Genomic DNA, 25,436 nt, shown 5'->3' with positions numbered 1-25,436 from the left:
CCGCCCATTAGAGCAGAGAACCGACTCCGGCAGAACAACTCGACGACGGTTTAGCGAGTTCCATATGCGACGCGCGCGGACCTTGCGTGTCCGGGAAAGCGGGCACCCCAGGCAATTGTTGGCACAGCGTACGGACCTTAACGGTAGGGCCGGTTTTCCGCCGGTCAGGTGCGCGAGAGTGCCGCCTCTTCCAGGTCGAGCTCGTGCATCACCCGCCGCAGCACCTCGTCGTGGATCCGGCCCTCGCGGCAGAGCCGGACGAAGACGCTGCGCTCGGTGGCGAGCATCTCCCGTCGCAGCCGACGGTACGCGGCGGTGGGCGGCTCGGCCCGCGGCGAGGCGCCGTCCGCCCCGTCCGCCCGGATCCGCTCCCAGGCGGTGGAGCAGCGGTGCTCGGCCAGGTCCCGCAGGCGGTCGAGCACGTCGCCGGGTACGTCCTCCTGGCCGCTCGTGATGCTCTCCTCCACCCGGGCCCAGGCCGCCCGGACCGCCACCTCCTGCGCCATGGCCTCGGCGAGGGCGTCCTGACATGCCTGCCCCTCATCCCGCAGGCGCAGCCGGCGCGCCACCGCGGGGAACCCGAGGCCCTGGACCAGCAGGGTGCCGAGTACCGCCGAGAAGGTGAGGAAGAGCACCAGGTCCCGGTCCGGCATGTCGGGCGGCACGGCGAACGCCGCGGCCAGCGAGACCACGCCGCGGGTGCCGGCCCAGCAGATCGCGGCGGGGTGCTGCCACGGGGGCGCCGGGTCGCGTCCGCGCAGCCGCGCCGACAGTCGACGGGGCAGGTAGGTGGCGGGGAAGATCCAGACGGCCCTGGCCAGCAGCATGGCGGCGAACACCACGGCCGCGGCACGGCCCAGCGCCGCCGGGTCGGTGGTGTGCAGGGCGCGGAGCACCGGGCGCAGTTGGAGGCCGATCAGCGCGAAGGACACCGCCTCCAGCACGCAGGTGGCCAGCCGCCAGGTGGCCTTCTCCTGCAACCTGGCCTCGTGCGAGGCTCCGGCGAAGTGGTGCCCGAGGTACAGCCCGGCGGCGAGCACGGCCAGCACTCCGGAGGCGTGGAAGGACTCGGCGGCCGCGTAGGCCCCGAACGGGACGAGCAGCATCACGGCGTTCTCCGTGACGGCGTCGGCCAGCCAGCCGCGCAGCCGACGGACCGGCAGTGCCAGGGCCAGGCCCACCGCTACGCCGGCCAGGGAGGTGTACGCGAACTCGGCCGCGCCGTCGAGGAACGTGGTGGTGCCGCCCAGGGCGACCGCCAGGGTGAGCCGGAAGACGGTCATGCCGGTGGCGTCGTTGACGATGCTCTCGGCCACCAGGATGGTGACGATGCGTCGCGGTAGTCCGAGCCGTCGGGCGATCGACACCGCGGCGACCGCGTCGGTGGGGGCGAGGATCGCTCCCAGGACGAAGGCGGCCGCCCACGGCATCCCGGGGACGACGGCGTGCGCCGCGAGGCCGACGACCGCCGTGGTGAACAGGACAAGCCCGACGGAGAGCAGGCCGATCGGGCGGGCGTTGGCCCGCAGGTTCAGGTAGGAGCTCTCCACCGCGTCGGAGTACACCAGCGGGGGCACGAAGACGATCAGCGTCAGGTCCGGGTCGAGGTGGTACTCGGGGACGCCGGGGACGAACGAGACCAGCAGCCCGGCGACGACCGCCGCGATCGGCGGGGAGGCACCCGCGCGGTGGGCGGCGGCGGAGACCAGGGTCGCGCCGACGACCAGGAGCAGGATCTCAGCCACGCCCGGCCTGGCCGTCCTGCGGGCGCAGCCAGAGCGCGCCGAGCGGTGGCAGTACGACGTCGACGCTGGCCGGCAAGCCCTGCCAGTGGCCCGCCTCGGCCGTGACGGCGCCGAGGTTGCCGACGCCGCTGCCACCGTAGCGGTCGGCGTCGGTGTTGAGCACCTCGCGCCAGCCACCGGCCCGGGGGAAGGCCAGGCGGAACGGACCGCGGACCACCGGCGAGAAGTTGTGCACGCAGACCAGGGGTTCGCCGTCGTCGTCGTAGCGAATGAAGGAGAGGACGTTCTCGTCCGCGTTGTCGGCGTCGATCCAGCGGAAGCCGTCGGGTTCGCCGTCGCGCTGCCAGAGCGCGGGGACGGCGTGCTGCAGCCGGTTGAGGTCGCGGACCAGGTCGCGCACGCCCCGGTGCTCGGGGGTGTCGAGCAGCGGCCAGTCCAGCGAGTCGTCGTGCCACCACTCGGACGGCTGGGCGAACTCCTGGCCCATGAAGAGGAGTTGACTGCCGGGATGGGCCCACATGAAGGCCAGGTAGGCGCGCACGGAGGCGAACCGCTGCCACCGGTCGCCGGGCACCTTGCCGAGCAGTGAGCCCTTGCCGTGGACGACCTCGTCGTGGCTGATGGGCAGCAGGTAGGTCTCCGCGTGGGCGTACATCATCGGGAAGGTCATGCCGGTGTGGTGGTGGCGCCGGTGCACCGGGTCCTGGCGGAGGTAGTCCAGGGTGTCGTGCATCCAGCCCATGTTCCACTTCACGTCGAAGCCGAGCCCGCCGGCCTCGACGGGCCGGGTGACGCCCTCCCAGGCGGTGGACTCCTCGGCGACGGTGACCACCCCGGGGAAGCGGCGGTGGAGGGTGGTGTTGAGCGCCCGGAGGAAGGCGACCGCTTCCAGGTTCTCGCGGCCGCCGTGGACGTTGGGTGTCCACCGGCCGGGTCCGCGCGAGTAGTCGAGGTAGAGCAGGGAGGCCACCGCGTCCACCCGCAGGCCGTCGACGTGGAACTCCTCGCACCAGTACAGCGCGTTGGCGATCAGGAAGTTGCGCACCTCGGGGCGGCCGTAGTCGAAGACCAGGGTGCCCCAGTCGGGATGTTCGCCCCGCTGCGGGTCGGGGTGCTCGTAGCAGGGGGTGCCGTCGAAGCGGGCCAACGCCCAGTCGTCCTTGGGGAAGTGCGCGGGCACCCAGTCGACGATCACTCCTATGCCGGCCCGGTGGAGGGCGTCGACCAGGTACCGGAAGTCGTCCGGGGTGCCGAGCCGGGCGGTCGGTGCGAAGTACGAGGTGACCTGGTACCCCCACGAGCCGCCGAAGGGGTGCTCGGCGACCGGCAGGAACTCGACGTGGGTGAATCCCAGGTCCTTGACGTAGGAGGGCAGTTCAACAGCGAGTTGTCGGTACGTCAGACCACGGCGCCAGGAGCCGAGGTGGACTTCGTAGACGCTCATCCGCGCCGGGCGCGCCGACCGGGCGGCCATCCACGCGGCGTCGCTCCAGCGGTGCCAGGAGGTGTAGATCCTGGACGCCGTCCCCGGCGGGCGCTCGGCGGAGAAGGCGAACGGGTCCGCTTTCTGCTGCCAGGTGCCGTCCGCGCCGAGGATCTCGTACTTGTACAGGGCGCCTTCGCCCGCCCCGGGCACGGACAACTGCCAGATTCCGGAGGAGCCGAGCGGCAGCATCTCGTGCCCGGCGCCGTGCCAGCCGTTGAAGTCGCCGATCACCCGTACCGCGCCGGCCGCCGGGGCCCAGACGGCGAAGTCGGTGCCGTCGGCGCGGGGGTGGGCTCCCAGCACCTGCCAGAGCCGCTCGTGACGCCCCTCGCCGATCAGGTGGAGGTCGAGCTCTCCGAGCGTCGGCGGAAGCGGATCGAGGAGTGAGGTCACTGAGGTCACCGTGAAGTCCTCGTCAGGGGTCGGATGGTGAAGACATGGGCGACCTGCCCGGCGAGCGGGTCTAGCCGGACGCCGTTCTCGCCGCCCCAGCGGTAGTCGGCGCCGCCGAGCTCGTCGTGGACGTCGAAGGCCACGCCCGGCTGCAGCCCGAGTTCGGCGAGGTCGAGGGTGAGGGTGCCCTGCTGGGCGCGGTGCGGGTCGAGGTTGAGCACCACCAGGACGGTGTCCTCACCGAGCCGCTTGGAGTAGGTGAGGATCTGCCGGTTGTCGCAGAAGTGGAAGCGCAGGTTGCGCAGGTGGTGCAGGGCGGGGTGCTGCTCGCGGATCCGATTGAGGGCCGTGATCAGCGGGGCGAGGGAGCGCCCTTCGATGGCGTCCCAGTCGCGCGGCCGGTACTGGTACTTCTCGGAGTCGGCGTACTCCTCGCCGCCGGGCGCGGCCGCGGCTGCCTCGCACAGCTCGTAGCCGGCATAGACGCCCCAGGAGGGACCGGCGGTCGCGGCCAGCACCGCTCGCACCGCGAAGGCGGCGCGTCCGCCGTGCTGGAGGTAGCCCGGGAGGATGTCGGGGGTGTTGACGAAGAGGTTCGGCCGCAGGTAGACGGCCGGTTCCTCGCCGTCGAGCCCGGCCAACTCGCCCAGGTACGACTCGACCTCCTCGCGGGTGTTGCGCCAGGTGAAGTAGGTGTAGGACTGGTGGAAGCCGATCCGGGCCAGGGCGTGCAGCATCGCCGGGCGGGTGAACGCCTCGGAGAGGAACAGGACGTCCGGATCGGTCGTATGGACGTCGGCGAGCAGGCGCTCCCAGAAGCCGAGCGGTTTGGTGTGCGGGTTGTCGACCCGGAAGATCCGCACGCCCCGGTCCATCCAGTGGTGGAGCACCCGCAGGCAGGCGTCGTGGATGCCGTCCGGGTCGGCGTCGAAGTCGATCGGGTGGATGTCCTGGTACTTCTTGGGCGGGTTCTCGGCGTGGGCGATGCTGCCGTCGGCCCGGTGGCGGAACCACTCGGGGTGTTCGCGGACCCAGGGGTGGTCGGGCGAGCACTGCAGGGCGAAGTCGAGCGCGACCTCCAGGCCGAGGTGGCGGGAGGTGTCCACGAAGTGCCGGAAGTCCTGGTCGGTGCCGAGGTCCGGGTGCAGGGCGTCGTGCCCGCCCGCGGGCGAGCCGATGGCCCACGGCGAGCCGGGGTCGTGCGGGCCGGCGGTGAGGCTGTTGCCGGGGCCCTTGCGGTGGCTGGTGCCGATGGGGTGGATCGGCGGGAGGTAGACGACGTGGAAGCCCATCGCGGCGACGGCGGGCAGCCGCAGCGCCGCGGTGCGGAAGGTTCCGGAGCGGGGCGGCTGTACGCCGGACGGGTCGAGGACGGCGCCCTCCGAGCGAGGGAAGAACTCGTACCAGGAGCCGTACAGCGCGCGCTCGCGCTCGACCCGCAGCGGGAATTCCGGTCCGACGGTGAAGAGTTCGCGCAGCGGTCCGACCCCGGCCGCGGCGGTGACCTCGGGCGACAGGGCGGCGGTCAGCCGCTCCTCCGCCGGGCGGCCGGTGTCCCGTACGACGGCCGCCGCCCAGGCGAGCACGGTCTGCGCGGGAGTCCCGACGGCGAGCGGCCCGAGGGCGGCGCGGGCGAGCAGGGCGGCGCCCTCCTCCAGGACCAGCTCGATGTCCACGCCTGCCGCGACCTTGACTTCGGCCGCGTGCCGCCAGGTGGCCAGCGGGTCGCTCCAGGCCTCCACGCGGAAGGTCCACTCCCCCAGCAGGTCGAGGACAACCGCGGCGCTCCAGCGGTCGGTGCCGCGCACCTTCTCGACCATCAGGGCCCCGGGGCGCTCCAAGCCGTCCGGGCCGGTGAGCACCACCTGGGCGCCGATCTCCTCGTGCCCCTCGCGGAAGACGGTGGCGGACACCTCGAAGGGCTCGCCCGGCACCGCCCGCGCGGGTCGGCGGCCCTGGTCGACCGAGGGCCGCACCTCGGTGATCGGGATCCGTCCAACGGGGGACGGGAGTTGGTGCGGGCGCAGTTCCTTCACGGGCAGGATCGACTCGACGGTCATCGGACTTCGGCCCTTTCCCCCACTGATCGGTAGACGTCGTGGACCTGTCCGGCGATCGCCGTCCAGGAGAAGTGCTCGGCCGCCCGGCGGCGCCCGGCCCGGCCCATCCGGCGGGCCCGGTCCGGCTCCGCCAGCAACGCGTTGATCCGCAGCGCGAACTCCTTGGCGAAGATCTCGGGCGCGTCGGGCTCGCCGTCACCGCCGAGCGGGACCAGCAGGCCGGTCTCCCCGTCGGCGACCGCCTCCGGGATGCCGCCCACGGCGGTGGCGACCACCGGCGTCTCGCAGGCCATCGCCTCCAGGTTGACGATTCCCAGCGGCTCGTAGACCGATGGGCAGGCGAACACGTCGGCAAACGAAAGCAGTTGACGTACGGCCGCACGGGTCAGGGGCTCCTCGGCGTGCACCACGTCGGCGCCCAGCGCGCGTGCCCCGCGGACCGCCGCGGCGAACTCCGCAGCTATCTCGGGGGTGTCGGGGGCACTGACGCACAGGACCAGCTGGGTGCCGGAGGCCAGGTGCGGCGCGGCGCGCAGCAGGTGTGTCAGGCCCTTCTGTCGGGTGAGGCGGGCGACGCAGGCGACGGTGGGGCGGTCGGTGCGGACGCCCAGGCGGCGCAGCTCGGCGGTGCCGGGGTCCGGGGTGAACTCCTCGGTGTCGATGCCGTTGTGGATCACCACGACCCGGTCGGGGTCGAGCTCCGGGTAGCAACGCAGGACGTCGTCGCGCATCGCGCCGGAGACGGCGATCACCCGGTCGGCGCCTAGGAGGGCGGTGCGCTCGCAGAACGAGGAGAGCGCGTAGCCTCCGCCGAGCTGTTCGGCCTTCCAGGGGCGCAGCGGTTCCAGGCTGTGGGCGGTGACCACGTGCGGGACGCCGTACAGCAGTTTGGCGAGGTGGCCGGCGAGGTTGGTGTACCAGGTGTGGCTGTGCACGACGTCGGCTCCGGCGGCGGCCGCGGCCATGGCGAGGTCGGTGCCGAGAGCCTGGAGTGCACCGTTGGCTCCTGCCAGGCCTGCGGGCGCCTGGTGGCCCGTGACGTGCGACGAGGGGCGGGGCCCGTCGAAGCACTGGACCCGAAGGTCCACCAGCTCCGCCAGCTGCCGGGCGAGTTGCTGGGCGTGGACACCGGCGCCGCCGTAGACGTGTGGCGGGTACTCGCGGGTGAGCAGGTCGACGCGCATCACGCCGCCCTTCCGTTCAGGGGCGTCCCGCCCAGCCAGTGCAGCAGGTCCTTGAGTCCCGAGAGGCTGGCACCGGCGGGTATCCGCGCCTCGCTCCCGATGTCGAGCCGGGGGAACACGCTCACTCCGCGCAGGTGGGTGCCCGCCCCGATCCTGACCTCGTCACCGAGCGCGCAGAACTCCTCCAGGACGACGGGGCGTTGGAGGGTGGAGCGGATGTCGACCATGGCGCCGAGGAAGGCGTCGGAGATCCGGGCGCCGGGGCCGACGATGCTGTGGTCGCCGCAGGCGACGCCGCGCAGCGAGCTGCCCTCGCCGAGGTCCACGCCGTCGCCGATGTCGGACTCGGCGAGGACGACGCCGGGCCCGATCTCCACGTCCCGGCCGATCCGTACGTTCGGGCCGATCCGGACGGTGCCGTCGGCGACCTTCTCCGCGAGGGTCCGGCCGGTGGTCCCGTCCTTGAGGTACAGGCTGCTCTCGTGGATCCGGGCGCCGGCCAGGGCGCTCACGGGCGGGTCGATCCGGCCGCTGAGCATCGGGTACTCGTCGCGGAGGACCTCGCGCAGGGTGGTGAGGTAGTCGCGGGGGCTGCCGAGGTCGCCGAACTTGGCGATGGGGTGGGAGGCGATCCGGTGTCCTCGGGCCGCCAGGTACGGCAGCAGGTCCCCGCCCCAGTCCAGGCTGCGGCGGGCGAGCGCGGCGAGGGCGGGCTCGCGGGCGATCACCCGCAGCCGGTCGCAGTCGACCAGGTACATTCCGGCGTTGGTCTCGACCCGGCCCGCGACGTCGAGCGCGCCCGCCGCCCGCAGGGTGGCCAGGTCCGGCTTCTCCAGGAAGCCCGCCACCCCACCACCGGGACCGCGCAGCACCACTCCGTACTTGCCCGCCGCCTCGGCGGCCGGACGGAGCACGGTGGCGAGGGTGACCACGGCGTCGTTCGCCCGGTGGGCGCGGCTCATCGCGCCGAGGTCGAAGTCGAAGACCGAGTCGGAGGGGAAGACCAGCGCGAGGCCCGCGAGGTCCCAGTACTCCAGGCAGCGCAGGGTGGCCTCGCCGGAGCCGGTGTTGCAGCTGTCGAAGCGGGTCCTGGAGTAGCGGACGGACACGCCGAGCTGCTCCCCGTGTTCCAGGATCGCCTTGGTCTGGGCGCGGTTCTCCCCGCCGTTGGCGGCGACGTAGAAGTGGTCGACGCCCTGGGCCCGCAGGTTGCCGACCGCCCACTCGATCAGGCTGCGGCCGACCAGGCTCATGGCGGCCTTGCTGCGCAGGTAGTCGGAGGAGTTCAGGGTCAGCGGCCGGGCCCGCACTCCCCGGCCTCCGACCAGGGCGATCGCGGACAGAGTCTCCATCGTTGCCGTCACCTCCGGCGTACCAGGGAAGGGATGATCATGCGAAAACGTTCCACCAGCGGGTGGTCGGGATGGGCGTCGACGAACAGTCGCCTCCCAGCGATGACCGCCAGCTCCGGCGTGTACGGGAAGGCGGCCTCCACGGGCGATCCGTACGCCGCCTCGGCCCGCTGCGCGGCCAGCTCCGGCGGCACGCCCGGCGGCACCATGTTCACCAGCACCACGCGCCGCGCGCAGCCGAGCTGGCCGGCGAACTCAATGGTCTCCCCGGCGCCGCCGAGGTCCAGGTGGCACGACCTGGTCACCACCGCCAGGGTGTCGGCGCTCGCCACGGCGGTCACCGTCTCGTTGTTGATGCCCGCGTGTGTGTCGAGCAGCAGGAGGTCCAGGCGCAGCACGTCGATCAGCCGGTCGAAGCCCTCGCGCAGCAGGCCGACGTCGTACCCCTGCGCGATGATCTCGTGGATCCCGGAGGCCTCCGCCCGGGCAGGGACGAGGAAGAACCCGGTGCCGCCGGGTGCGGCGGGCAGCGCGAGGGCAGCGTCCTCGACCTCGCACCGGCCGACCAGGTAGTCGGCGAGGGTGCGGGCCGGTGCCTCGGCGCCGCCGAACAGGGCGTATGCGGCGGGTGACTGGATGTCGGTGTCCACCAGGGCCACCCGGTGGCCGTCGTCGGCCATCAGCCGGGCCAGGTTGGCCGCCAGGGTCGATCTTCCGGTACCCCCTCGGTGCGAGTGCATCGCGATGATCTGTGCCATTTCTCCTGTCCGATCGTCTGTGGATCCGCCGGCGGTGTCCGCGCCGGGTCAGCCCGGTCCGGCGGTCCGGTGGACGGCCATCATGGTGATGTCGTCGTGCTGCTCGGCGGCGCCCGAGTGCTCCCGCAGCGCCGCCTCCATCCGCTCCAGCAGGGCCCGTCCGGACGGCGCGGGCTGGCGCAGTAGGTCGAGCACGCGCTCGTCGCCGAAGAACGCGCCGTGCTCGTCGCGGGCCTCGGGGACGCCGTCGGTGTAGACGAACAGGGTGTCGCCCGGCCGGAGTTGCGCGTAGCCGAGGGAGAAGGCGCAGTCCGGGATCACACCGACGGCGGGACCGGTCGGCTCCAGCGGCGTCGGATCACCTCCCTCCCGGGGGACGAGCATGGGCGGGTTGTGGCCGCCGTTGATGTAGACCAGGCTGCCGGTGGCCGGGTCGAGGACGCCGAAGAACATCGTCGCGAAGTAGCCCTGTCCGCTGTGGTTCCGGGTGAGGTAGCCGTTCGTGCCGACCACGGCGTTCATCAGCGGCGTGGCCCCGACCACCGGGATGACGTGCGCCGGGTCGACGGCCTGGTGGGTCGTCATCGGGCTCTGCAGGCCGCTGTGCTCGGCCGTGTGCCGCAGCAGGCTGCGGATCAGCGCCATGAACAGCGCCGCGCCCACGCCCTTGTCGCAGACGTCGGCCACCACCAGGGCCAGCCGGCGCCGGTTGACCAGCTCGAAGACGTCGTAGAAGTCGCCCGCGACCTTGCGGGCGGGCCGGAAGCGGACGTCCAGGTCCCAGCCGTCGGGGCCCGGCAGCTCCTCGGGCAGGAAGCCCTCCTGGATCTGCCGGCCGATTTTCAGCTCCCTTTCGTAGCTGAGGAGTTCGGCCTGGGCCTCGACCTCCTCCATCGCCCGGCCGAGCTTGGCCCGCTCGTAGCAGCTGCGCAGCCGGGCCCGCACCATCGGCGGGAGGAACGGCGGGACGATGTAGTCGTGGCCCAGCCTGATGTGCTGCTCGATGTCGTCGAAGCCGTCCTCCGCGTACACCACCGTGATCGGGGTGGTCCCGCTCTCGGCGAGGCGCCGGCCGATCTCCCGCACGGCCCGCGGCGGCATCGCCGCGGGGGTCAACAGGACTTCCGCCCAGGGGGGCTCGCCCTCCAGGGCTTCTCGGGGGGTGCGCACCTCGACGGCGACGTCCTCGTGGGCGAGGGCGGCCAGCAGTTCGGGGGGCGGGTTCCGCTCCTGGTCGACCAGGAGCGCGGTCACGTCGGGCATGGGGCTCCTCATTCGGTTCGGTGTCGCCGCATCACGAGGGTGCTGCGGTTGTGTCCGTCGGCGTAGCAGTGGCTGAAGTCGTCCAGGGCGGTGAGGGCGAGGTGGATCCCCAGTCCGCCGATCGGCCGCCGCGCCAGCGGGACGTCGAGCGTCGGGGGTTTGCACCCGGCAGCGGGGTCGAAGGGCGGGGCGTCGTCCTCCAGGCGGATCCAGACGGTGTCCTCGTCCATCCCGCCCGCGAGCCGTAACTCCCCCTCGCCGCCGCGGTAGCCGTGCATCACCACGTTGGTGGCGAGCTCGTCGGTGGCGAGCCGGAGCCGGTACGCGGCCTCGGGGGCGAGCTCCGCCCGCTCGGCGAGCTCGTGGCAGAAGCGCGCGACCTCGTCCAGGGAGGTCAGCGTCGCAGCGATGCGCAGGGCGTCCATCTACGGGGGTCTCTCCGGTCTCACTCGTCGATGAGCGTGACGCTGTGGTCAAACCCGGCCTGCCGGATGGTGCGGGCCACCGGTGCGCTGGCGCCGGACACGGTGATGCTGACGTCGTCGCCCATCTTCTGGCGAGCGAACACCAGGGAGCGCAGGCCGGCGCTGGCCATGTAGGTCAACCGGTTCGCCTCGATGCGGACATGGGTGACCCCGGCGGCGGCGGCCTGCTCGATGGTGTCGTGGAAGGCGAGCGCGCTTGCCGCGTCCAGCTCGCCGACGAGGCTGATGGTAGCGGTATCGGTGGACGTGGTGACCGAGACGGTGAGGGCCATGGGCGGTATCTCCGATTCTTTCGGGTGTGCCGGCGTCGTTGGTGTGGCGTCGGCGTTCGGGTGTCAGCGCGCGAGCAGGATCACGGTGGAGCGCGGGGCGATCCGGTAGCGCCCCGGGTCCTCCAACGGCGGTTCGGTGCCCGGTAGGTGGAGGTCGTGCGGGGTGGTGGCGGCGGTGTCGGCCACCAGGTGCCAGGCCGTGCCGGGGCGCGGCCGTGGGAGTTCGAGGTCGTGCGGCTCCCAGTGGGCGTTCATGGCGACGTAGATCTGCTCGTCGCCCCCGCCGTGTCCACCGCGCAGGACCGCCAGCAGTCGGCTGTCCGGCGACCAGTCGGGCTGCCAGGCGCGCACGCCGTGCCAGCTGACCTCGCTGCCCGGGTGATCGGCGCCGCGCAATAGCGGGTGGGCGTGCCGGAAGGCGATCAGGCCCCGGACGAAGCGGTGCAGGTCCGCGTTGGTTTCCAGCAGGTCCCAGTCCAGCCAGGACAGCTCGTTGTCCTGGCAGTAGGTGTTGTTGTTGCCGGCCTGCGTGCGGGCCAGTTCGTCACCGGCCAGCAGCATCGGCACGCCCTGGCTGGTGAGCAGGATCGCCAGGGCGTTCTTCATCTGCCGCCCGCGCAGCCGCAGGACCTCCGGGTCGTCGGTCGGGCCCTCGATGCCGCAGTTCCAGCTGTGGTTGTCGTTCGCGCCGTCCGCGTTTCCCTCGCCGTTGGCCTCGTTGTGCTTGGTGTCGTACGAGACCAGGTCGTGCAGGGTGAAGCCGTCGTGGGCGGTGACGAAGTTGACCGAGGCTGCAGTGCCGCGGCCCTGGTAGAGGTCGGGCGAGCCGACCAGTCGGGTGGCCAGTTCGCCGACGGCGCCCTCGTCCCCCTTGAGGAACCGGCGCACGGTGTCGCGGTACTTGCCGTTCCACTCGGCCCAGCGCCCGTAGGCGGGGAAGCTGCCGACCTCGTACAGTCCCGCGGCGTCCCAGGCCTCGGCGATCAGCTTGCAGTGCCGCAGCACCGGGTCGTGGGCGAGCTGCTCCACCAGCGGCGGGTTGGCCAGCGGGGTGCCGTCCGGTGCCCGGTCGAGGATGGCCGCGAGGTCGAAGCGGAAGCCGTCGACGTGGTACTCGGACACCCAGTGGCGCAGGCAGTCGAGGATGAAGTCGCGCACCACGGGGTGGTTGCAGTTGACGGTGTTCCCGGTGCCGCTGAAGTTGTAGTAGTGCCCCTCCGGCGTCAGCATGTAGTAAGTCGCGTTGTCCAGGCCCCGGAAGGAGATCGTCGGGCCCTGCTCGTTGCCCTCGGCGGTGTGGTTGAAGACCACGTCGAGGATCACCTCGATGCCGGCCGCGTGCAGCTCCTTGACCAGCGTCTTGAACTCGTCGGCCTGCATGCCGAAGCGTCCGGTGGCCGCGTAGCCGGCCTTGGGCGCGAAGAAGCCGACGGTGTTGTAGCCCCAGTAGTCCGTCAGCGGGGTGCCGGTGGCCGGGTCGCTGCGCGGGTTGTCGTGTTCGTCGAACTCGAACACCGGCATCAGTTCGACGCAGTTGACGCCCAAGTCCCTCAGGTAGGGGATCTTCTCGCGCATCCCGGCGAAGGTGCCGGGGGCGGACACCCGGGAGGACGGGTGCCGGGTGAAGCCGCGCACGTGCAGCTCGTAGAGCACCAGCTCCTCGGTGGCGGTGCGCGGAGGCGCGTCGTCTCCCCAGTCGAAGTCCTCCCTCACCAGCCGGGAGCGGTACGGGCAGGGGCGGTCGCAGTCCGGCGGGCTGCCCCACACGTCCCGCCCGGAGATCAGCCGCGCGTACGGGTCGGTGAGCACCTGGTCCGGGTCGAAGCGGTCGCCGTGCTCGGGGTCGAAGGGGCCCTCGGCACGGAAGCCGTACTCCAGGTCCTCCTCGTCCAGGCCGAAGACGGTCATCGCGAAGACGCTGCCGGTGCGGAACTCGGCGGGGAACTCCAGCTCGGCCAGCGGCTGCGGGGCGCCGGCCTCGAACAGCACCAGCCACATCCGGGTGGCCCGGTCCGAGTAGACCGAGAAGTTGATGCCGCCCGGTACCGGCGTGGCGCCGAAGGGCAATGGATGGCCGGCCCGCACACCGAATCCGGCGATGGTGCGGGTCGGGTAGGCGTCGATTCGGTCGGCGGTGCTCATTCGCGGACCGGTCCGAGCACGGCCGACGCGTTCTCCCGGACGTCGAAGAAGTCGAGGAAGCCCGTGGCGGCCATCACGAACCGCACCTCCTCCGCGAGCCCGACCAGGACGGTGGCCGTCTGCCGGCGCAGCGCCTGCCGGTGCACCAGCAGGAGGGTGCGCAGGCCCGCGCTGGAGATGTACGGCACCCCGCTGAGGTCGATGACGGTGGTCGCGGTACCGCCGATCAACGGCAGGATGTCTGCCTGGAGTTCGGCCGAGGTCACGCTGGTGATCTCTCCTTCGAGCTCGACGACGGTGACGCCGTCCTGCTCGCGGGAGCGGACCGAGACGGTCATGACGCCTTCCCTACCGGTTCGAGGCGGACGCGGACCTTCACCCGGCCCTGCCCGCGCGGCAGGCGGACGGTGAGCGCGTCGGCGTCGTAGTCCGGGTACGGCGTGCCGTCGAGCTCCACCTCGGCGATCCGCACTGAGCCGGTCGGCAGCAGGTCGGGCGAGACCCGCAGCAGCCCGTCCGGGAGGCCCGCCGGGTCGGGCTTGAACCAGAAGTCCATGCCACGGCCGCCGATCAGCAGGTTGTTGTAGACCGCGGCGAGGTAGCACAGCTCGGCCGAGTGGTACATGCTCATCGAGTGGCTGCCCTTGAGCCGCTCGGTGCCGAGCAGGTAGGGCGTGCCGGAGGCGAGCACGTTGAAGTAGACGGCGCCCTCGTCGTGGTCGAGGAAGTAGGCGTTGTAGAAGGCCTCGGCGTGGCGGGCGTCGCGCAGGAACCGCTCCTCGCCGGTGGTGCCGTGGAGGATCAGGTAGGCGAGAATCGCCTGTTCCTGCTGCCACCAGGCCTTGCGGTCGTGCCAGGCGAAGCGGTGGTGCTCCTGCCCGTCGGCGAGGACGCGCTCGACCACGTCGTACCAGCCGCCGCGCTGGCGGTCGCTGCCGACGGCAGGCATCAGCTCGCCGATCTCGGCGGCCGTCGCCAGGTACTCCCGCTTGGGGCGCAGCGCGTGCATGCGCATCAGGTTCCAGGCGATCTTCAGGTTGTGGCCGACCACCGCGCGGTCCTGCTGCCACCCGTGGGTGGTGTCGTGCGACCAGTCGCGGTGGAAGCGCTCCTGGACGAACGGGCTGTTCTTGCGGTCCGGGCTGTGCTTGTCGGCAGGAAAGTGCTCCACGATGGTGTCGAAGGTGTACTCCAGCATCCGGGCGTAGGCCTCGTCGCCGGTGGCAAGGTAGAGGTTGATCAGGTACGCGGGGGCGTGGTCACCGACGGAGTTCCAGTTCTTGCGTGCCTTGTTGGGCCCGAGCGATTCGTGGTCGGCGCGGAACAGGATCGGGTCGATGTGCGAGTAGTAGCCGCCCTGCTCGCGGTCGAGGAAGAACTTCTCGAACAGCCGCAGGGTGGCGTCGGCGTCGGACTTGATCCGCAGGTCGCCGGTGACCCGGTAGGTCTGGACCGGTCCGGCCAGCGCGTAGATCTGCTCGTACATCGGGATGGCGTCGTAGTCGTCGGAGAACTCCGAGGTGAAGAGCTTCTTCTCGGTGTCCCCGTCCACGCTGAGTCCGTGGTACCAGTAGACGACGTCCTCCTCCGGGTCCACGACGCGCATGTGCTCGCGCAGGTACTCGGTGCCGCGTTCGGCGACCTCCAGGTACTCGTCGTCGCCGGTGAGCATGAAGGCGGAGGCCATGCCGTACACCAGACGGGAAATGGTGTCGGTCTCCTGGATGTGGCTGGCGGTCTTGTCGCCGCCCAGGCGCAGCTGGGTGCGGTAGCGGGTGAAGTCGACCGGGCCGTCGCCGAACTGGGCGCGGCGGTAGAAGCCGGCGATGGACTCCAGCTGGCGGATCCACCAGTCGGTCTCCTCGAAGCGATACGCCCCGGGCCGGCGGCCGGGGAACAGCAGCCGCTTGGCCTCGATCCGCGTCGTGCCGCCCTCCGGGTAGAAGACGACGTGGGCGTGGAGGTAGCGTCCGGGCTCCAGCATCGAGTCGAGGTGGCCGCCGGCGTCGGCGTACGGCTCGTCCAGGTTGCGCAGCAGTTCCGCGGAGACCTCGCCGACGGTGGAGATCTCGAACTCCCGGCCGTCGGCGGTGCGGAGGGTGAAGCGCCCGGCGTCGCGGTCGTGGGCGGTGACGTAGCCCGCGACGGTGTCGGAGAACGTGAAGTTCACCGTGTCAGACATGGAGCTCCCTTTCGGTGATCTCGATGGCGTCCGCGTCCCGGTAGCCCTGGCTGACCTCGACGACCACGCCGTCCGGGTCGCGTAGCCAGACCGTCCGCCAGCCGTCCAGGACGTCGTCGAAGTCCAGCGGGCCGAGCGTGACGTCGGCGGCGTCGCCCATCGCGGCGAGCAGGGCGTCGATGCTGTCGGTCCGGAAGGCGATGTGGCGCACCGCGCCGGGCTGTGCCGGGCCGTCGGCCGGGGCGGCCAGGGCGGCCGGCTCGCCCGTGGCCGGGAAGAGTTCGAGGTGGGCGTCGCCGTTGCGCAGGAAGAGGATCTCCCCGTCGCCGACCGGCACCGCCCGGGTCCGGCGGAAGCCGAACCAGCGGGTGTAGAACTGCTCGGTCACGCGCTGGTCGCGACAGTTGAGGCCGACGTGGGCCCAGCGCATCACCGGCTCCTCCGGTCGGCGAGGAGGTCGATGACGGTCCTGGCGAGGAGGTGGTGGTGCTCGCCGGTGCGTGCGGTGACCAGGTCCCCGTCGACCACGACGTCCTGGTCCACGTACTCGGCTCCCATGTTCCGGACGTCGCCGATCAGGTTGTTGTGGCAGACGACCTTGCGGCCCCTGACGGTCTGCGGGATGGCGGAGGCCAGCCACATGCCGTGGCAGATGATGCCCTTGACCACTCCCGGTTCGGAGAGCGCCCAGCGCAGCAGGCGGGTGGCGGGGGCCAGCCGGTTGACGTCCTCGCTGTAGCGCAGCCGGTCGGCCACCATGCCGGAGGGCACGATGATCGCGCCGTACCGGCGCGGGTCGGCGCCTTCGAGGCTGCGGGTGACGGTGAGCGGGGCGCGGAACTCGTGCCCGGTGAAGGTGAGTTGGCTCTCGCCCCAGAGGCGGCTGAGCAGGTCGACCTCGGCCCCCTCCTCGGCGAAGCGGTGCCGGTAGTAGGTGATCTCGGGCTCGTAGTAGTCGCTCTCCACCAGTACAGCGATGCGGGTGCCGGTCAGCGTCCCTTCCCGGACGGCGATGTCAGCCATGGGTTCCTTCCCTGATCAGGTCGGCCGCCCGTTCGGCGATCATCACGACGGCGGCATGGGGGTTCGCGGAGGGCAGGGCGGGCATCACGCCGGCGTCCGCGACGCGCAGCCCGCTGACCCCGTGGACGCGCAGCCGCGGGTCCACCACCGACAGGTCGTCGGTGCCCATCCGGCAGGAGCCGGCGTGGTGGTGGTAGCTGTCGGCGGTGCGCCGGACGAAGGCGCGCAGCTGCTCGGCGTCGCGGACGTCGGGCCCGGGCCACAGCTCCTGCTTGTGCCAGGGCGAGAAGGCGGAGGTGCCGATGACCTCCCTGGCCTGCTTGACGCCCTGGACGAGCCGCTCCAGGTCGGAGCGGTCGCCGAGGTAGTTCGGGTTGACCAGCGGCCGGGCGAGCGCGTCGGCCCGGCCGAGTCTGACCCAGCCGCGGGAGGCGGGCCGGACGACACCGGGCAGGACGCTCACCGTGTCCGGGTGTTCGCGGCCCAGGGCCGGGTCGAACGGGACGTGCACGAAGGCGAGTTGGAGATCGGGGGCGATCAGTCCCGGTTCGGAGGCCAGGAACAGGGCCGCCTCCGAGAGGTTTTGCCGGGCTGCCGGGACGGGGGTGCGCGACTCGGACATCACCGCGGTCAGCACGTGGTTGTGGAAGTTCTCCCCGACGCCGGGCAGCGCCGCGTTGACGGTGATGCCGAGCTGCCGCAGGTGGTCGGGGTTCCCGACGCCGGAGAGCAGCAGCAGCTTCGGCGACTCGATCGCACCGGCGGCGAGGATCACCTCGGCCGTGGCGAACGCCTGGTGGATACCGACACGGAGCACCTCGCCGTGCACGTCGCGCACCGCGCGCCCGTCGAGGCCGGCCGACTCCGGGCGTTGGAGGTACTCGACTCCGACGCAGCGGCCGCCGGCCAGAACCAGCCGCAGTGCCTGGGCGTCGCTGCGCAGCGTCAGGTTGGGCCGCCCGAGGGCGGGTTCGAGGTACCCGGCGAGCGCGCCCCGCCGCCGGCCGGCGGCGATGTCCAGGCGGTGCCAGGCGACGCCGTGCCGCGGGCCGTCGGCGAAGTCCGCGAGCTGCGGGTGGCCGAGCTCGGCACAGGCGTCGACGAAGGCCCGGGAAGCCGGGTTGGCCGTGCCGAGGCCGGCGTGGGTGAGCGGCCGGTCGGCTTCCATCCGATCGAAGTAGGGCCGGACGTCGCGGTACGACCAGCCCGCCGCACCCCGGTAGGCCCAGTGGTCGAAGTCCGCCGGGTGGCCCCGGACGTGCATCATCAGGTTGAGGTTGCTGCTGCCGCCGGGGGCCCGGCCGCGCGGTTCGCGGGTCACCCTGCCGTCCAGGCCCGGCTGCGGGGTGCTCCGGTAGCCCCAGTCGATGCGGCTGCCGAGCAACCGCATCCAGGCGGTGGGGTCGTCCACCTCGGTCGGGATGCGACCGGCGCCGGCCTCCAGGACCAGCACCCGCACGTCCCGGTCCTCGGTGAGGCGGTGGGCCAGGACGCTGCCGGCCGTACCCGCTCCGACGACGACGTAGTCGAACTCCTCCCTCATCACAGCCCCGAGCTCTGGGACAGCACCTGGAACGGCAGGGTGTCGTGGTGGTTGGACATGTAGGTGATCCGGCCGTCGTGGATGCGGAAGTAGTTCATGACGTCCGCCTCGATCGGCCGGCCGGAGGAGCTGCGGGCTGAGATGTGGGACACCACGGCCGCCTCCTCACCGCCGGCGTCGACCAGGAAGTAGCGCGGGAGGTTCTCGAAGGAGGCGTACATCGCCCCCATGCCCCGCATCATCGAACGGAGCCTCTCGCGCCCCTCGATGCGGCCGGCGAGCTGTTCGTCCATCACCATGTCCTCGGCGAAGAGGTCGCACCAGCTGTCCCAGTCGCCGTCGTTGGCGTGGACGTAGTAGTTGGCCAGTACCTCGCGGGCGTTCATCGCTTCCCTCCCGGTCACAGGGCGGCGGAGCCGGGCATGGGCTCCAGCGCGTTGCAGGTGTAGGTCCTGATCAGCGGTGTCCGGCCGTCCTCGCCGGCCACCACGGTCCAGGTCTGGTCGGCGTCGAAGCCCAGCCAGTGGCTGTCGGCGGCCGGCGCTCTCCACGCCCTGGCCTGCCAGTTGACGTTGACGCGGACCTCGGCCGCGCCACCGTCGATGGCGGCACGGACCCGGAGCACGGTGTGCTCCTCGTCGAAGAACCGGTGGATGACGGCCTCGTACCAGTCGGCGAAACCCGCGTGGCCGCGGAAGACACCCTCGGGGAAGCGCAGTTCGAGACCGTCGTCGACCAGGAACCGCTTCATCTCCTCCGGGTCGCCGTGGCGGTCCAGGGCGGCGTACCACTGCTCGACGAGGGTGCGGACGGCCCGCTCAGTGAGGAGGGGTCGGGCGGAGACGGACTCCGGCATCGCGAGGACTCCTTGAGTGTCGTCAGACCTGGACGTCGACCAGGAAGGGCCCGGTGGCGGCGAGCATCCGCTCGACGGCTGCCGCCGCCTCCTTGGGCTTCTCCACCCGGATGCCGTCGGCGCCCAGGGCGCGGGCCAGCTCGGCGAAGCGGATGTCCGGTCGGGAGAGGTCGAAAGAGGAGGGGAACGCGTGCGCGGGGATCTGCCGCTCCTTCCAGTACTGGGCGATGTTGTCGTCCAGCAGCCGGTACTTGCGGTTGTTGCAGACCACGAACTTGGCGGCGATGCCGTACCGGGCCGCGGTCCACAGCGCCTGGTAGGTGTACATCGCACCGCCGTCCCCGGTGAAGCCGACCACCGTGCGGTCGGGGTGGGCCAGCTTGGCGCCGATCGCCCCGGGAATGCCGACCCCGAGCGAGCCGCCCCGGGTGAGGAAGTAGTCACCGGGACGGTCCGGCGGCAGGTGCCTGACCACGGTCGGCGAGGAGGTGAGCGCCTCGTCGAAGACGATCAGGTCGCCACCAGTCTGCCGGGCGAGCTCCTGGACGAACCGCTCCAACGTCGTGTCCGCGGGCGCGGCCGGCCGCTGCTCGGCCCTCCGGGCGGCCAGCCGTGCGGCGGCGGAGCGCTTCTGGCGCAGCGTCAAGCGCGCTGACAGCTCGGCGGCCAGGGCGGCCAGGGCCGGTTTCGGATCGGCCACCAGGCCGAGGTTCACCGGGTGGTTCTTGGCGATCTCGTACGCGTCGAGGTCGATGTGCACGATCCGCGCGTCCGCCCGGAACGGGTTGCCGAGCACCGGGAAGACCTCGGGGAAGACGTACGTGCCGACGATCAGCACGGCGTCCGCCTCCGCGACCACGGCCGCGCTGCGCTCGCCGAACATGTGGCCGGTCTGGCCGCACGAAAGGGGGTGCGAGGCCGGCATGTTGACCTCGGAGGAGTCGACGGACCAGACCTCCGAGCCGAGGCTCTCGGCCACCCTGACCAGCTCCGCCTGCGCCCCGGCGACCGCCACGCCGTCGCCGACCAGGATCAGCGGCCGTTCGGCGCCCGCGAGCAGCCCGGCGGCGCGGGTCACCGCCTCCGCCGGCGGGGCGGAGGCGGTGACCGGCAGGGAGGTGGGCAGGACGGGCTCGTCGTTGAGCTCGTCGAGGACGTCCATCGGCACGGCCACGAACACCGGGCCGCGCGGCTCGGTCATCGCGATCTTCACCGCTCGGCGGACCACCCGCAGCAGCGAGCGCGGATCGGTCACCCTGGTCGCGTACTTCGTCACCGGCCGCGCCATCGCGACCAGGTCGGCCGCCATCTGCGCGTCCATGGCGTCATAGCGCACCCCGGCGTCGCCGGCGATGACGACCAGCGGGGTGTGCCCGCGCAACGACTGATAGAGCATGCCGATCCCGTTGCCGAGGCCGACGCCCGAGTGCAGCTGCAGCACCGCCGGCCCGCCGGTCACCCGGGCGTAGCCGTCGGCGATTCCTGCCGCCACGGTCTCCTGCAACGCCAGCACGTACTGGAATCCCTCGGCGTGGTCCGCCGCGTCCAGGAATCCCTGCTCGACCGTTCCGGGGTTCCCGAACATCAGCCGGATTCCGTCGGCCTGGAACTGCTCGATGAGTTTGACGTTTCCCGTCTTTCCCGCCACCGGATTACTCCTGCCCTTCCTCGGCTATCGGATTCCCTACCAGCCGAACCTGGCGAGGCCCTCTTCCAACATTTCGACCATTTTCCGACCGGTGAGGAAGGAGTCCGGGGTCGAGCGGCCGGTGACGAACGGGTAGTCGACGATGACCGACAACGGCTTTCCGAAATTCCCGTGGTAGGCACCGTCGGGCCCCGTGGCGTCGCGCAGGATGTACTCCAGCGGGTACGGCGGCGGACCCATCACGAAGTCGGTGCCGAGGAAGCCGGTGCCGTCCTTGTAGTCGTACTCCTTGCAGTGGCCGGTCACGTGCTTGCCCCGGATGATGCTGCTCCGGTCGTCCCACTCACGAGCGAAGGCGAGGCAGGCGACGCCGTAGCACTCGGCGCCGATCGGCTTGCCGGCCCGCAGGAAGGCCAGGATCAGGTCGTGCACCCGCTCGTTGTTCGCCAGGTCGACGATCGGGCCGCTACCGCCGACGATCAGCAGCGCGTCGTATCCCCGCAGGTCGGCGTCGATCCGCTCCAGTGACCGGTGGTACTCCTCCAGCTCGTGGAGGTAGTCCGGCGAGCTGGTGTAGGGGCGTTCCGGAAGCCAGGCGCTGAGGTCGAGCGGGTCGTCGAGCCGGTTGCCGCTGTCCACCGCCCGGCCCAGGGCGGCCACCTCGGCGGTGGTCACCGAGCGGCCGAGCGGCGGGTCGACGTACTCCTCGTCGAGGCTCGGCGGCAGCGCGCGAGCCCGCTTGCCGTTGGGCGTCGCGAACGTGACGCGGTAGCCGCGCTGGTCGAACTCGCTGAGCGGGCCGACCAGTTCCTCGGCCCAGTAACCGTATTCCGAGAGAACTATCAGAATGTGCTTGGGCATTTCCCCGTCCTCCTTCATCGGCGGTTGTCCGACATTGAGACTGGAGGTGGGGGGCGTGCCTGTCAAAGGGCTCGGATCCAGTTTGTGAGGTTGCCGCGAGTTGGTGAGGTCGCGTTCGGGGGGCGTCAAGAACCGGCCCCGGGAGCAGAGTTTGTCAGGTCGCCGCATGGACCCGCCCGACCCTGGATAATCTCTCGGTCGCCGACTCGGGAGAGAAGAAGGCAGGCGAATACGAGAATGACGAGAAATCCGTCCGAGGAATTCCTCACGGCCGTGCACCGGGGCGACGCCGACGGCGTGCGGCGGTCGCTGACCGCCGGCGTCGACCCGGGCACCCGCGACGCCAGGAGCGGACTGACCGCTCTGATGATCGCCGCGGGTCGCGGGAACGCCGCACTGGTCCGGCTGTTACTGGAGGCCGGAGCCGACCTCTACACCGCGGACTCGCGCGGCGGCGGCACCGCGCTACACAAGGCCGTCCAGGGCGGCGACCCGGAGACCGTCCGAGTACTGCTGGACGCGGGCGCGTTCGTCGACGCCGTCGCGGCCACCACCGGGCACACCCCGCTGATGGACGCGCTCTGGTACAAGTGGCCCGCCGTGGCAGCCGTCCTGCTGGAACACGGGGCAGGGCTCAACCTGTCGACGCACTACGGCTTCTCGATGCGCGAGCACTTCGAGTACGAGCTCAACGTCAACACCCGCGGCAAGGACGAGTTGCTGGCGGCCGAGCGCCTGCTGAGCGTCCGGACGCAAGCGGACCAGGAGGCGGCCGAGGAGCAGAAGCTGATGGCCGCGGTCGTCGCCGACGATCTCGGCGCGGTCCGCCGCCTGCTCGCCGAGGGCGCCGAGGTGGACTCCCGCTTCCCGGTCGTCAACGGCTTCAACGACGCGCACACCCCGCTGCTGGTGGCCTGCCGCGACGGCCACCAGGAGATCGCCCGCGAGCTGCTCGCCGCCGGAGCCGACGTCAACGCCATCGAGCCCACCTTCGGCGCCGTCCCCCTGCACAAGGCCGTCTACAACGGCCACGCCGGGATCACCGCGCTGTTGGCAGCCACGCCCGGCACCGACCTGGACTTCCAGGGCATCACCAACGGCTACACGCCGCTGCACGACGCGCTCTGGCACGGTTACGAGGAGTGCGCCCGGATCCTGATCGACGCCGGCGCCCGGCGCGACCTGGTCGGCCACGACGGCAAGCTGCCGGCCGACATCGCCCGCGAGAGCCTCGGCGCCGAGCACCCGCTGACCCGCGTCCTGTCCAACGACCGCTGAGGAGCGCAGCATGCTGTTCTACGTCCAGATGAAGTGGAAGCACGAGGGCCGGATCTCACTCGACGAGCTGTGGGAGGTCGAGCAGGAGGAGGCCGAGCACGCCGTCGACACCATCAACTCCGGTTTCTGCGTCGGCATCTGGAAGGTCGCCGCGCAGAAGCGGGTGATCGCGATCATCGACTCCCCCGACGCCGAGGAGCTCGACCGCACCGCGCTGGGCCGGCTGCCGATGCGCGAGTACCTGGAGTTCGAGGAGGTCTGGCCGCTGCGCGACTACCTCGGCTTCGCGGAGGACGTCAAGAAGCGCTACCAGGTCTGACTGGCCGGCACCTATCCGAAGGAGGAGAAGTGATCCATCAGATCATCCTGGCTTACCCGAAGCCCGGGATGTCCGAGCGGGAGTTCCAGCGCTACTGGGTCGAGGAGCACGCGGTCCGGTACGCCGCGAAGATCCCGCAGATCAAGCGGTACTGCGTCGACACCCGTGTCGCGCAGCCCGACGACGAGGCGGACCCGCTGTGGAGCGGGGTCGCCGAGATCTGGCTGGAGAACGAGCAGGAGCAGCTCGCCTCGCTGCAGAGCCCGGAGTTCCTGGAGGGTGCCCGCCTCGACGAGCCCCGCTGGGCGGCGTTCTGGCGCACGGTCGTCCTGGACACCGACGCGCACGTGGTCACGCCCGGCGCCGGCGGGGCGCCCGCGATCAAGGTGATGATCCTGGTCAAGCGCCGCGAGGGCCTGCCGCTCGCCGACTTCCGGGCCGACAGCCTCACCCGGCACGCTCCGCTCGCCGAGAAGGTCCCGGGCCTGCGCCGGTACGTCCAGAACCACACCCGCGACGCCTTCTACGGGGTGGGCGAGGCGGTCCTGGACGCCGCGTACCAGCTCTGGTTCGACGACGTGCGGGCCTACGAGACCGCCCGCAGCACCCCCGAGTACCGGGCGCTGCTCGGCGACCTCGACCGCATCGCCGAACCCCGGTACATCCACACCCTCCTGCTGGAGGAGCGCTGGATCCTGGGCCGCGAGACCGGCGCATGACCGGCGACGGGCTCCGCGACCGACTCGACATCGTCGACGTGTGCACCCGGATGTGCTGGCACACCGACAAGCGCGAATGGGACCGGCTGCGGACGGACGTCTTCGCGGACGAGGTCCTGGTCGACTACACCAGCCTCAACGGCGGCGACCCGGCACAGCTGACGGCGGAGGACCTGATCGCCGCCTGGTGCGGCCTGCTCTCCGACCTGACCGCCACGCAGCACCTGCTGACCAACCACCTGGTGCGGATCGAGGGTGCCACCGCCGTCGCCACGGCCGACTTCCAGGCCACGCACCTGCTCCCCAACGCGCTCGGCGGCCCGCTGTGGACGCTGGGCGGGCACTACCGGTTCACGCTCCGCCGTACGGCGGAGGGGTGGCGGATCGACGGACTGACGATGACCGCCGTGTGGGCCGAAGGCAACCGGCAGATCCTGGAGAGGACCAAGTGATGAGCACGACGAGGGAGATCGCCACCGGCTGGTTCGCCGCTCTGACCAGCGGTGACTTCGAGCGGGCGCTGAACTACCTGGCGGACGACGTCGAGTGGATCAACTACACCCCGGTACCGGGCTGGAACGACGCGATGCCGTGGATCGGCACCCTGCGCGGCAAGGCCGCCGTCAAGGACAGCCTCGGCGTCTTCGCCGGCCTGGTCGAGCTCGGGAAGGAGGAGTTGATCGAGCTCGTCGTCGACGGCGAGCAGGCGATGGGCGTCCTCTACGAGCGGTCCACCGTCAGGAAGACCGGCATGGCGTTCGAGATCGAGTTCATCCAGTGGCTCACCGTCAGGGACGGGAAGATCGTGCGCTGGAAGTCCTTCACCGACCCCTCGCAGATCCTGCGCGCCATCAAGGGGGCGGCGGTATGACCGAGGCCGTCCACGCCGAGCGCGTCATCTTCGACAGCGACGGCACCGAGCTCGTCGGCACCCTGTACCGCTCCTCCAACCGGGGCCGCGGACCGGCGGTCGTGGTCCTCGGCTCCTGGACGACCGTCAAGGAGCAGATGGCCGCGGCGTACGCCCGACGGATGGCCGAGGCCGGATTCCACGCGCTGACCTTCGACCCGGCCGGCTACGGCGAGTCCGGCGGCCAGCCCCGGCAGTTGGAGTCGCCGGCTCGCAAGATCCGCGACGTCCACAGCGCCGTCACCTTCCTCGGCCGGCACGCCCAGGTCGATCCGCACCGGATCGGCGCCCTGGGGATCTGCGCCGGGGCCGGGTACACCGCCGTGAACACCGCGAACGACCCGCGCGTGCGGAGCCTGGCACTGGTCGCGCCGTGGCTGCACGACGCCGCACTGGTCCGCGAGATCTACGGCGGCGCGGAGGGCGTCCGGCAGAAGACGGACCTCGGGCTCGCCGCGCGGGACCGGTACGAGCTGGGCGAACCGGTGGACTACGTCCCGGCCGTGAGCACCACGGACCCTGCGGCCGCCATGTTCGGCCCCTTCGACTACTACCTGGACACGCAGCGCGGAGCCGTGCCGGCCTGGGACAACCGGTTCGCGGTGATGTCCTGGCCGCAGTGGCTCACCTTCGACCCGCACCCCGCAGCGGCCCGGGTCACGGCGCCGACGCTGATCGTCACCAGCCATGACGCGGCCATCCCGCAGGGCGCGGAGAAGTTCCACGCCGACCTGGGCGGCCCGAAAAGCCTCGTCTGGACCGAGGGCACGCAGTTCGACTTCTACGACCAGGAGTCCACCGTCGACGAGGCCGCCACCCTCGCCGCCCGCCACTTCGCCGAGACGCTCGCCTGAGGCATCGGCGACCGGTCAGGGGTGCGGGGAACCTCCGGGCCAGCGGTACGCCGAAGACCACCCCGGCGACCAGTTCCTTGGCGAAGATGGTCGGCGGGTAGTG

General features: G+C 71.4%; 25 protein-coding genes. 6 read left to right on the top strand and 19 right to left on the bottom strand.

Annotated elements, in window-relative coordinates; genetic code table 11:
* Positions 1–164: 164 nt before the first annotated feature.
* From ACWC9T_RS30595 to ACWC9T_RS30505, 19 genes are all read right to left on the bottom strand, one after another.
* Positions 165–1,745, bottom strand: coding sequence for a Na+/H+ antiporter (locus tag ACWC9T_RS30595; RefSeq protein WP_449824290.1), 1,581 nt, complete (start codon positions 1,743–1,745; stop codon positions 165–167).
* Positions 1,738–3,633 carry a 1,4-alpha-glucan branching protein GlgB gene (gene glgB, locus ACWC9T_RS30590; protein ID WP_449824289.1) on the bottom strand — a complete coding sequence of 632 codons (1,896 nt, stop codon included), beginning with the start codon at positions 3,631–3,633 and terminating at the stop codon, positions 1,738–1,740. The genes ACWC9T_RS30595 and glgB overlap by 8 nt, the downstream gene beginning before the upstream one ends.
* Positions 3,630–5,684 carry an alpha-1,4-glucan--maltose-1-phosphate maltosyltransferase gene (locus ACWC9T_RS30585; RefSeq protein WP_449824288.1) on the bottom strand — a complete coding sequence of 685 codons (2,055 nt, stop codon included), beginning with the start codon at positions 5,682–5,684 and terminating at the stop codon, positions 3,630–3,632. The genes glgB and ACWC9T_RS30585 overlap by 4 nt, the downstream gene beginning before the upstream one ends.
* Positions 5,681–6,868 carry a glycogen synthase gene (gene glgA / locus ACWC9T_RS30580; protein ID WP_449824300.1) on the bottom strand — a complete coding sequence of 396 codons (1,188 nt, stop codon included), beginning with the start codon at positions 6,866–6,868 and terminating at the stop codon, positions 5,681–5,683. The genes ACWC9T_RS30585 and glgA overlap by 4 nt, the downstream gene beginning before the upstream one ends.
* On the bottom strand, positions 6,868–8,220 hold the full coding sequence (locus ACWC9T_RS30575; RefSeq protein WP_449824287.1) for a sugar phosphate nucleotidyltransferase: 1,353 nt from the start codon (positions 8,218–8,220) through the stop codon (positions 6,868–6,870). The genes glgA and ACWC9T_RS30575 overlap by 1 nt, the downstream gene beginning before the upstream one ends.
* An 8-nt stretch (positions 8,221–8,228) precedes the next feature.
* Positions 8,229–8,978: a MinD/ParA family ATP-binding protein gene (locus ACWC9T_RS30570; protein WP_449824286.1), complete on the bottom strand. Its 750-nt coding sequence runs from the start codon at positions 8,976–8,978 to the stop codon at positions 8,229–8,231.
* A gap of 48 nt (positions 8,979–9,026) precedes the next feature.
* Positions 9,027–10,241: a PP2C family protein-serine/threonine phosphatase gene (locus ACWC9T_RS30565; protein WP_449824285.1), complete on the bottom strand. Its 1,215-nt coding sequence runs from the start codon at positions 10,239–10,241 to the stop codon at positions 9,027–9,029.
* An 8-nt stretch (positions 10,242–10,249) separates the two neighbouring features.
* Positions 10,250–10,666, bottom strand: a complete 417-nt coding sequence (locus tag ACWC9T_RS30560; protein ID WP_449824284.1) for an ATP-binding protein — start codon at positions 10,664–10,666, stop codon at positions 10,250–10,252.
* 20 nt (positions 10,667–10,686) lie between these two features.
* Positions 10,687–10,998: an STAS domain-containing protein gene (locus ACWC9T_RS30555; RefSeq protein ID WP_449824283.1), complete on the bottom strand. Its 312-nt coding sequence runs from the start codon at positions 10,996–10,998 to the stop codon at positions 10,687–10,689.
* A gap of 63 nt (positions 10,999–11,061) precedes the next feature.
* Entirely contained in the window at positions 11,062–13,140 is a 2,079-nt protein-coding gene (gene glgX / locus ACWC9T_RS30550) for a glycogen debranching protein GlgX (RefSeq protein WP_449824282.1), read from the bottom strand.
* Complete coding sequence (locus ACWC9T_RS30545) at positions 13,137–13,478, bottom strand: STAS domain-containing protein (RefSeq protein ID WP_270140891.1); 342 nt, start codon at positions 13,476–13,478, stop codon at positions 13,137–13,139. Before ACWC9T_RS30545 ends, glgX begins: the two co-directional genes overlap by 4 nt.
* Entirely contained in the window at positions 13,475–15,322 is a 1,848-nt protein-coding gene (locus ACWC9T_RS30540; RefSeq protein WP_449824281.1) for an AGE family epimerase/isomerase, read from the bottom strand. Before ACWC9T_RS30540 ends, ACWC9T_RS30545 begins: the two co-directional genes overlap by 4 nt.
* Complete coding sequence (locus tag ACWC9T_RS30535) at positions 15,315–15,752, bottom strand: VOC family protein (protein ID WP_449824280.1); 438 nt, start codon at positions 15,750–15,752, stop codon at positions 15,315–15,317. The genes ACWC9T_RS30540 and ACWC9T_RS30535 overlap by 8 nt, the downstream gene beginning before the upstream one ends.
* Positions 15,752–16,345 (bottom strand): DJ-1/PfpI family protein, encoded by a 594-nt coding sequence (locus tag ACWC9T_RS30530; RefSeq protein ID WP_449824279.1) that lies wholly within the window; start codon positions 16,343–16,345, stop codon positions 15,752–15,754. The genes ACWC9T_RS30535 and ACWC9T_RS30530 overlap by 1 nt, the downstream gene beginning before the upstream one ends.
* Positions 16,338–17,888 carry a GMC family oxidoreductase gene (locus tag ACWC9T_RS30525; RefSeq protein ID WP_449824278.1) on the bottom strand — a complete coding sequence of 517 codons (1,551 nt, stop codon included), beginning with the start codon at positions 17,886–17,888 and terminating at the stop codon, positions 16,338–16,340. Before ACWC9T_RS30525 ends, ACWC9T_RS30530 begins: the two co-directional genes overlap by 8 nt.
* The gene (locus ACWC9T_RS30520) at positions 17,888–18,274 is read right to left on the bottom strand and encodes a nuclear transport factor 2 family protein (protein ID WP_270140898.1); all 387 of its coding nucleotides are present in this window, start codon (positions 18,272–18,274) and stop codon (positions 17,888–17,890) included. Before ACWC9T_RS30520 ends, ACWC9T_RS30525 begins: the two co-directional genes overlap by 1 nt.
* A gap of 14 nt (positions 18,275–18,288) precedes the next feature.
* Positions 18,289–18,744: a nuclear transport factor 2 family protein gene (locus ACWC9T_RS30515; RefSeq protein WP_270140899.1), complete on the bottom strand. Its 456-nt coding sequence runs from the start codon at positions 18,742–18,744 to the stop codon at positions 18,289–18,291.
* Between the two features lie 22 nt (positions 18,745–18,766).
* Positions 18,767–20,392, bottom strand: coding sequence for a thiamine pyrophosphate-binding protein (locus ACWC9T_RS30510; RefSeq protein ID WP_449824277.1), 1,626 nt, complete (start codon positions 20,390–20,392; stop codon positions 18,767–18,769).
* 36 nt (positions 20,393–20,428) lie between these two features.
* On the bottom strand, positions 20,429–21,253 hold the full coding sequence (locus ACWC9T_RS30505; RefSeq protein WP_449824276.1) for a type 1 glutamine amidotransferase domain-containing protein: 825 nt from the start codon (positions 21,251–21,253) through the stop codon (positions 20,429–20,431).
* A 237-nt stretch (positions 21,254–21,490) separates the two neighbouring features.
* Here ACWC9T_RS30505 and ACWC9T_RS30500 point away from each other — a divergent pair, with 237 nt between their 5' ends.
* Genes ACWC9T_RS30500 through ACWC9T_RS30475 form a run of 6 tightly spaced genes read left to right on the top strand, consistent with a single transcriptional unit; the run spans position 21,491 to position 25,333 of the window.
* Positions 21,491–22,531 carry an ankyrin repeat domain-containing protein gene (locus tag ACWC9T_RS30500; protein WP_449824275.1) on the top strand — a complete coding sequence of 347 codons (1,041 nt, stop codon included), beginning with the start codon at positions 21,491–21,493 and terminating at the stop codon, positions 22,529–22,531.
* A gap of 10 nt (positions 22,532–22,541) precedes the next feature.
* Positions 22,542–22,850, top strand: coding sequence for a muconolactone Delta-isomerase (locus ACWC9T_RS30495; RefSeq protein WP_270140906.1), 309 nt, complete (start codon positions 22,542–22,544; stop codon positions 22,848–22,850).
* 29 nt (positions 22,851–22,879) lie between these two features.
* Positions 22,880–23,569 (top strand): EthD domain-containing protein, encoded by a 690-nt coding sequence (locus ACWC9T_RS30490; RefSeq protein ID WP_449824274.1) that lies wholly within the window; start codon positions 22,880–22,882, stop codon positions 23,567–23,569.
* Complete coding sequence (locus ACWC9T_RS30485; RefSeq protein WP_449824273.1) at positions 23,566–24,021, top strand: nuclear transport factor 2 family protein; 456 nt, start codon at positions 23,566–23,568, stop codon at positions 24,019–24,021. The genes ACWC9T_RS30490 and ACWC9T_RS30485 overlap by 4 nt, the downstream gene beginning before the upstream one ends.
* The gene (locus ACWC9T_RS30480) at positions 24,021–24,440 is read left to right on the top strand and encodes a nuclear transport factor 2 family protein (protein ID WP_449824272.1); all 420 of its coding nucleotides are present in this window, start codon (positions 24,021–24,023) and stop codon (positions 24,438–24,440) included. Before ACWC9T_RS30485 ends, ACWC9T_RS30480 begins: the two co-directional genes overlap by 1 nt.
* Positions 24,437–25,333 carry an alpha/beta hydrolase gene (locus ACWC9T_RS30475; protein WP_449824271.1) on the top strand — a complete coding sequence of 299 codons (897 nt, stop codon included), beginning with the start codon at positions 24,437–24,439 and terminating at the stop codon, positions 25,331–25,333. The genes ACWC9T_RS30480 and ACWC9T_RS30475 overlap by 4 nt, the downstream gene beginning before the upstream one ends.
* Positions 25,334–25,436: the final 103 nt, after the last annotated feature.

Source organism: Kitasatospora sp. NPDC001159 (assembly GCF_053598235.1).
This window is presented reverse-complemented; position numbering and strand designations above follow the sequence as displayed.

Coding starts and splice junctions, on each gene's coding strand:
- ACWC9T_RS30515 (WP_270140899.1), bottom strand. CDS start 18,744: ATGCCGGAGTCCGTCTCCGCCCGACCCCTCCTCACTGAGCGGGCCGTC.
- glgX (WP_449824282.1), bottom strand. CDS start 13,140: ATGAGCACCGCCGACCGAATCGACGCCTACCCGACCCGCACCATCGCC.
- ACWC9T_RS30505 (WP_449824276.1), bottom strand. CDS start 21,253: ATGCCCAAGCACATTCTGATAGTTCTCTCGGAATACGGTTACTGGGCC.
- ACWC9T_RS30535 (WP_449824280.1), bottom strand. CDS start 15,752: ATGCGCTGGGCCCACGTCGGCCTCAACTGTCGCGACCAGCGCGTGACC.
- ACWC9T_RS30585 (WP_449824288.1), bottom strand. CDS start 5,684: ATGACCGTCGAGTCGATCCTGCCCGTGAAGGAACTGCGCCCGCACCAA.
- ACWC9T_RS30540 (WP_449824281.1), bottom strand. CDS start 15,322: ATGTCTGACACGGTGAACTTCACGTTCTCCGACACCGTCGCGGGCTAC.
- ACWC9T_RS30500 (WP_449824275.1), top strand. CDS start 21,491: ATGACGAGAAATCCGTCCGAGGAATTCCTCACGGCCGTGCACCGGGGC.
- ACWC9T_RS30575 (WP_449824287.1), bottom strand. CDS start 8,220: ATGGAGACTCTGTCCGCGATCGCCCTGGTCGGAGGCCGGGGAGTGCGG.
- ACWC9T_RS30530 (WP_449824279.1), bottom strand. CDS start 16,345: ATGGCTGACATCGCCGTCCGGGAAGGGACGCTGACCGGCACCCGCATC.
- ACWC9T_RS30555 (WP_449824283.1), bottom strand. CDS start 10,998: ATGGCCCTCACCGTCTCGGTCACCACGTCCACCGATACCGCTACCATC.
- glgA (WP_449824300.1), bottom strand. CDS start 6,868: ATGCGCGTCGACCTGCTCACCCGCGAGTACCCGCCACACGTCTACGGC.
- ACWC9T_RS30560 (WP_449824284.1), bottom strand. CDS start 10,666: ATGGACGCCCTGCGCATCGCTGCGACGCTGACCTCCCTGGACGAGGTC.
- ACWC9T_RS30495 (WP_270140906.1), top strand. CDS start 22,542: ATGCTGTTCTACGTCCAGATGAAGTGGAAGCACGAGGGCCGGATCTCA.
- ACWC9T_RS30525 (WP_449824278.1), bottom strand. CDS start 17,888: ATGAGGGAGGAGTTCGACTACGTCGTCGTCGGAGCGGGTACGGCCGGC.
- ACWC9T_RS30565 (WP_449824285.1), bottom strand. CDS start 10,241: ATGCCCGACGTGACCGCGCTCCTGGTCGACCAGGAGCGGAACCCGCCC.
- ACWC9T_RS30545 (WP_270140891.1), bottom strand. CDS start 13,478: ATGACCGTCTCGGTCCGCTCCCGCGAGCAGGACGGCGTCACCGTCGTC.
- ACWC9T_RS30485 (WP_449824273.1), top strand. CDS start 23,566: ATGACCGGCGACGGGCTCCGCGACCGACTCGACATCGTCGACGTGTGC.
- ACWC9T_RS30480 (WP_449824272.1), top strand. CDS start 24,021: ATGAGCACGACGAGGGAGATCGCCACCGGCTGGTTCGCCGCTCTGACC.
- ACWC9T_RS30520 (WP_270140898.1), bottom strand. CDS start 18,274: ATGAACGCCCGCGAGGTACTGGCCAACTACTACGTCCACGCCAACGAC.
- ACWC9T_RS30570 (WP_449824286.1), bottom strand. CDS start 8,978: ATGGCACAGATCATCGCGATGCACTCGCACCGAGGGGGTACCGGAAGA.
- ACWC9T_RS30475 (WP_449824271.1), top strand. CDS start 24,437: ATGACCGAGGCCGTCCACGCCGAGCGCGTCATCTTCGACAGCGACGGC.